General features: G+C 39.5%; 2 pseudogenes. Both read left to right on the forward strand.

Annotation, left to right across the window (positions count from 1 at the left end):
* Nucleotides 1-785, forward strand: a pseudogene (locus M2R48_RS07385) (filamentous hemagglutinin); the annotation flags it as partial.
* Nucleotides 786-1,444: 659 nt separating this feature from the next.
* A pseudogene (locus M2R48_RS07390) lies at nt 1,445-7,307 on the forward strand (hemagglutinin repeat-containing protein); the annotation flags it as partial.

Below are 7,307 nucleotides of genomic sequence, written 5' to 3' on the forward strand. Positions count from 1 at the left end.
CCAATATTACTGCACAGAATATTAATAACAACAGTGGTCAAATCAATAGCCAAGCAGACCTGACCTTGCAACAACAGACTGCTGGCGGTGGTATCGATAACCTGGCTGGTCAAATTCAAGCACAGCAAAATGTCAGCTTAAACTCAGATACAGTGAATAACAGTGGTGCAGGAAGCCATATTGTTGCTGGAGAAAAGTTGACGGCGAATGCCAGTAAAGTGATTAATGCACAGACCAAAGATAGCACTGTATTGGGTGGCATTGATGCTAAAAATATTGAAATCAATGCACAAGAACTTGATAACCAATCTGGTGTAATCCGTGCCAGTGAAAATGCAACATTGAATGTCAACAACCAATTGAGCAATCAATTGGGTTCAATCAGTAGCTTGAATAGTTTAAATATCGGTACAGCTGATAAAACGCTAAATTTAAACAATACAGATGGCGAGTTACTGGCAAAAAATCAGCTCAATCTAAAAGCCAATGAATTGGTCAATAACGGCAAGATCATCAGTGAGGGTAATGTCGATATCGACTTAAAACAAAGTTATACCCATACCCAAGCGGATAAAATTGCAGCCAATGGCACACTTAAACTCAGTACCGAACAGGATTTAATTAATCAGTCTGAACTGAGCGCTGGGCAAAAAGTTGAACTGAATGCAAAAAATATTCAAAACCAAACTGGTGCAAGTATTGCATCCAATGAGACCCATCTGCCAATATTACTGCACAGAATATTAATAACAACAGTGGTCAAATCAATAGCCAAGCAGACCTGACCTTGCAACAACAGACTGCTGGCGGTGGTATCGATAACCTGGCTGGTCAAATTCAAGCACAGCAAAATGTCAGCTTAACCTCAGATACGATTAATAACAGCGGTGTGGGAAGTCATATTGTTGCTGGAGAAAAGTTAACAGCGAATGCCAGTAAAGTGATTAATGCACAGACCAAAGATAGCACGGTACTGGGTGGCATTGATGCTAAAAATATTGAAATTAATGCACATGAACTCGATAACCAGTCTGGTGTGATCCGTGCCAGTGAAAATGCAACATTGAATATCAACAGCCAATTGAGCAATCAATTGGGTTCAATTAGCAGTTTGAATACATTAAGCATTGGTACAGCCGATAAAACCCTGAATATAAACAATACAGATGGCGAGTTATTGGCAAAAAATCAGCTCAATCTGAAAGCCAATGAATTGGTCAACAAAGGCAAGATCATCAGTGAGGGTAATGTCGATATCGACTTAAAGCAAAGCTATACCCATACCCAAGCGGATCAAATTGCTGCCAATGGCACACTTAAACTCAGTACCGAACAGGATTTAATTAATCAGTCTGAACTGAGCGCTGGGCAAAAAGTTGAACTGAATGCAAAAAATATTCAAAACCAAACTGGTGCAAGTATTGCATCCAATGAGACCCATCTGGCCAATGGCACACTTAAACTCAGTACCGAACAGGATTTAATTAATCAGTCTGAACTGAGCGCTGGGCAAAAAGTTGAACTGAATGCAAAAAATATTCAAAACCAAACTGGTGCAAGTATTGCATCCAATGAGACCCATCTGATTGCACAAGATACCCTACAGAACCAAGGCTTAATCAATGGTGAGCTCACCCATATTCAAGCCAATCGAGTTTGGAATGATGGTGCACGAATTTATGGTACGCATGTTGCGATTCAGGCCAATACCCTCGATAACAAGTCGAACTTGGCTGGCACAGGCGCGGTGATTGCATCACGTGGAGACATGGATTTAGGGATCCAAATCTTAAACAACAAATCGAGTGGGATTGTTAAAGAGAATGGCCGTGACAATGCTTGGATCTTTAGTGCGGGTCAACTCAATGTGGGTGGTAGCCTAGATGAGAATTTAAAAGCACAAGGCAATGCAGCGCAAATTTATAATGGCAGTGCGGTGATTGAATCACTTGGTGATATGTACCTGGGTGCTAAATCGATCCAAAATATTAATGAAAATCTTGTTATTAATAAATTGGTTGAAAAAAGCCGAGAAAAAGTAACCGAATATGAACGAGATGGGCAACGTTGGGATTCGAGTATTATTAGACTTGGAAATTCCAGTAGAGGACTAGGCAATGCGGTTTTATTTGTACCTGAGGTTGAAGGTGGCGCTCCAACCAAAGAAATAGGTGAGGATTGGACGCGATATATCTATACCAATATCCACAGTGAAGATGAGGTGCAGTCTACTAGCCCAGCGCAGATTATTGCAGGGGGTAATCTTGGATTTGACAATAATGCAGTATTTAGCAATAAAGATAGTCAAGTTCTGGTGGGTTTAGCCATTACCAATGGTCTTGATAAAATTATTAATGAAGCTACTCAGCTCTATAGTCAAGATTCTGTTGCATCAGGTGGATTTAGTAACACGCATTCTGTCGGTTGGAATAAAACGCATACCAGCCATAAACATGAATGGGGGCGAGATGTTAATTATGCGCCAGCACCGATAACTCAAACGATGCCAATTACTCTAGGTATTGTTAAAGAATACACAGCAAGCCAATCTAATAACCCAGTTGAAAGTTTAACAGCTGCGCAAGTGCAGCAAAAAATTGAAGATGCTCAATCTGTTAAGCAGGCACAACTGAATATACAACAAGCCCAAAATCAACAACTCAATGTGGATGCAGGCACAGGGATTAGCCAAAATGCATCGGACTTAAAAAAACCATTGAGCCCTGATCAATTGACGGTCGATTCACAGCAATCTACAGAAGTGAATGCACAACAGCAGGATGTGGATCAGATCAAGAATCATCAAATTGATGGCGTGACAAATGATTCAACTGCAATCACCCAGACTGATGAGATTACTGTTCGAACTGTTTCACAAGATTATTTGACCTTATCTAGTAATGCATTATTTATTACCACAAAAGATAGCCAAGCGAATTATCTGGTTGAAACAGATCCAGCCTATGCGAATTATAAAAAATGGCTGTCCTCTGACTATATGTTGGATGCATTAGGATTAGATCCTGCATTGCAACAAAAGCGTATTGGTGATGGGTATTACGAACAACGCTTAGTTCAAGATCAAGTCGCAAAACTCACAGGCTATCGTTTCCTTCAAGGTTATGGCTCTGATGAAGAACAATATAAGGCACTGATGAATAATGGTTTAAGCTTTGCCAAACTCTATAATTTAAGACCAGGTATCGCTTTAACAGAAGCACAAATCGCGCAACTCACCAGTGATATTGTGTGGTTAGAAGAAAAAACCATCAAACTTGCAGATGGAACAACCACTAAAGCTTTAGTGCCACAGGTCTATGTTCAAGCCAGAGTAGGTGATCTAAAAGGTGATGGCACACTGATATCAGCTGACTCAATTAAGTTGGATGTACAAGGTGACGTATTTAATTCAGGCACGATTGCAGGACGACAAGCGGTTGTACTCAGCGCAGATAATGTAAAATTATTGAACGGCAAGATTCAAGGGAATCAGGTCGGGTTGAATACGCGTCAAGATTTAAATATTGTTGGCGGTCAAATTCAAGCTGATCAAGCTGTTGATTTAAATGTAGGGCGAAACTTTAATTTAGAAAGTTCTACGCAAAGCAGTCAAAATATTGTTGGCGAAAGTGTATTTAGCTATACAGGTCTAGATCGTTTGGCAGGCATTTATACCAATGCCCCTTTAAAGCAAGCTGATGGAAAAAATCTAACAACTTCGATTTCAATCAAAGTGGGTGGAGATACGACTTTAAAAGCAGCTGAGATTCAGAATAGCAATGGTTCAACTAGAATTCAGACTCAAGGAAATTTGAATATTGGTGGCATCACGACCGAGATTAATAATCGTGGATATGCTGATCAAGATAATTATAATTATAATAAAAAACAACAAGATATAGGGTCTGTGATTCAAGGTGTAGGTGATACTCGTTTGCAAGGTGAAAATATCACTGTGAAAGGTTCACAAGTTTCTAGTCAGAAGGGTTCAACGATACTATCAGCTCAACAGAATATTGAGATATCAGAGGGTAGAAAAGTATCAGATATTGAGCAAGCTACACAGTTTTCGAGTAAAGGGGTTTTAAGTAGTAAGTTGGAACAAGAACGTACACGTCATATGAGTGATGAGGCTGTTGCGAGTACGCTTGATGGCAAAAATGTAGTATTGGATGCCAACAATATTAATATCCGTGGTAGTGAGGTGGTTTCTGATGAGTTAACGCAGATTCAGGCAAAAGAAAATGTCAGTATTACGGGTGCTGAAAATAAGTATTTAGATTATTCAGAGTCGAGCGTTAAAAAATCTGGGCTGATGTCAAGTGGAGGGATTGGTTTTAGTGTTGGACAAAAGAAAGAGCTCACAGAACAACAAAATACCCAGTCAACCAATACTGGATCTGCAGTGGGGAGTTTAAATGGCAATACCAATATTATTGCAGGAAAAACATATCAACAAACAGGAAGTACGGTTTCATCACAACAGAGTGATGTGAATATATTGGCACAACAAGTCAATATCGAGGCTGCTAAAGAACAAAGTACCAGTGATTATAAACATGAAATGGAACAAAAAGGCTTAACGCTTGCTGTGAATGTTCCAATTGTCACTGCCGTACAATCAGTAATGGATTCTACAAAACAAGTTGGTCAAAGCAAAAATGATCGTGTGAATGCCATGGCAGCAGCCAACGCAGGATTTGATGCATACAAAGCTGGGCAGTCTTTAGGAAAGTTACAAGGTGCATTATCGGATGCAAGTCAGCTCAATGGGGGCGTAGAAGTTGGAGTTAGTCTGACCTACGGCGAACAGAAAAATACAGAATTTAGTCGAACACAAAGCACGACAGCTAGTCAAAGCCAAGTTTATGCGGGTGGAAAAACCAACATTGTTGCCACAGGTGCAGGAGACAAATCCAATATTAATATCATTGGTTCAGATGTTGTTGGTATGAAAGGAACAAATCTGGCAGCAGACCATGATGTTAATATTAAAGCTGCTGAACAAAAGGCAACTGAAGAATCGGGTAACAAGAGCGCAGGTTGGAATGCTGGTGTAACTGTAAGTAATCAAACAGGCTTTGGGATCACTGCTGGAGGAAATTTAGGTAAAGGTAAAGGCAATGGAACAGATACGAGCTATGTTAATAGTCACGTGGGTTCTAAAGATAGCTTAACCACAATCAGTAGTGGTAATGCAACCAATATTATCGGTGGTCAGGTACAAGGTAAAGGTGTACAGATTGATGCCAATGAACTGAACATAGAAAGTTTGCAGGACAAAGCCTCGTATAAAAGCAAACAACAAAATATTTCAGGGCAAGTGAGTGTAGGCTTTAGTGGCGGTAGTGTTTCTGGAAGTTTTAGTAAATCTAACGTTGATGCCTATTACGCTTCAGTGAATGAACAGTCTGGAGTATTTGCTGGTGATGATGGTTACCAAATCAAGGTAAATAAAAACACAGATTTAAAAGGTGCAATCATCACATCTACACAGGCTGCCGAAAAATTAAAGAACAATAGTCTAGATACAAGCACGCTGACTCATTCAGATATTCGTAATGTGAGTGAATATGATGCCAAAGGTATCAGTTTAGGTGCAGGTTTTAATGCAGGAAAAAGTGATCCAAAAGGTGGAAAACAGCCTGATACTGTACTTTCTACACCAAACAAAATTGATCCACATACTTCAAGTATCACAGGTGTAAGTAAATCTATCGGCTTTGGTTTAGACAGTGATAAAGACAGTAGTGTGACCAAAAGCGGTATCAATACATCAAATATCACCATTCGAGATGAACAAGGTCAGCAAGCTTTAACAGGTAAAACAGCTGAACAGATCAAGTCTGAAATCTTGACCAGTGTGACGACAGATACAGCACGAGAAAACAGTGGTGTGCTGAAAAATAACTTTGACAAAGATAAGGTTCAAAGTGAAATCAATTTGCAGATGGATGTGACGAAGAGATTTGGGGAAAATGCACCAAAAGCTGTTGCTGACTATGCCCAACAACAGGCCTTTAAACAAAGACTACTCGGGAACGAAGCTGAAGCAAAAAAATGGGATGAAGGTGGTGTTTATCGAGTTGCGATGCATACAGCTATTGGCGCTTTAAGTACGGGTACAGTAGAAGGTGCCTTAACAACAACTGGCATTGCAGCAGCAGCACCAACACTAAATCAAATTCAAGAAAATATGGTCAAAACCTTGACTGACAAGGGAATGAAAACTGATAGTGCAGAGGCAGTTGTTAACAGTGTAAGCAGTTTGGCACTACTTGGTGCAGGAACTGCGGCTGGATTAAACACATCAAGTGTAGGTACAGCAGTAAATGTCGATTCAAATAATCGTCAGTTGCATCGAGAAGAAGTTGATCTCATTCAAAAGCTAGCTAAAGAATATGCAAAAGAAAAAGGAATCAGTGAAGAAGATGCGAAAACAATCTTAACGCGAGGCGCTTTATACAATATCGATGAAGGATGGAAGAACAGTATTGATCGGAGTCTATCTGAATCGGAAATATCAAAATATCAAGAAGGTTATCAATATTTACGTGCACAAACAGCCAATACCACAGTCAGTGATTTGAATAGTGATTTATCAAGAACTATCGACGATAAAGGAGCACAAAAAGAGGGTCAATTACCAACTATTAAAGTTCAAGCAACTAAGGATACATATGCAGGTCATTTAACTGATTCTGAAATAGAAAAGGCTAAAACTTACATTGATACTGAGGGTAAGGGTTTTACTGCAACTCCAGAGGATTTTAAAAATAAAGATGTATTTCTAACAAATACTCTTGGAGGAAGTTCGGATACAAAATCAGCAAATTACAACGATAAAAAAGAGTTTATTCAGGATCATGGGGCAATTAAAAGTAGTGAACTTGGTCTTAGTGATCAATTACTTCAGCCAGTAAAACGTGATGCGGGCACAGCTTTAGGAACTGTTGAAGGATTAAAAACAGGCATTGAAGGTGCTGTAGAAACAGGATGGAATATATTAAACGGGATTGTTGATTTTGTTGAAAAACCTGCTGAAAATACTCAAAAAGCGATAGATACAACAGCTACGGTTATTAAAAATGCCCCAGAAATTGCGCAAAAAGTTATAGATGCTGATGCGATCAATAGAGAGAAATATGCGACCACATTAGATCTATACCAGATGCAACAAGATGACTATGAGAAAGCGAGACTTGAAGCCCAAATATATGGTGAGTTGATAGGTGGTGCTGGTATAGGTGCAGTTGGGAAGAAAGCGACTACTGAAACGGGTAAAGCCTTGCAAGAAGTCGTTAAAA

Source organism: Acinetobacter sp. I-MWF (assembly GCF_025433935.1).
GTDB classification, from domain to species: domain Bacteria; phylum Pseudomonadota; class Gammaproteobacteria; order Pseudomonadales; family Moraxellaceae; genus Acinetobacter; species Acinetobacter guillouiae.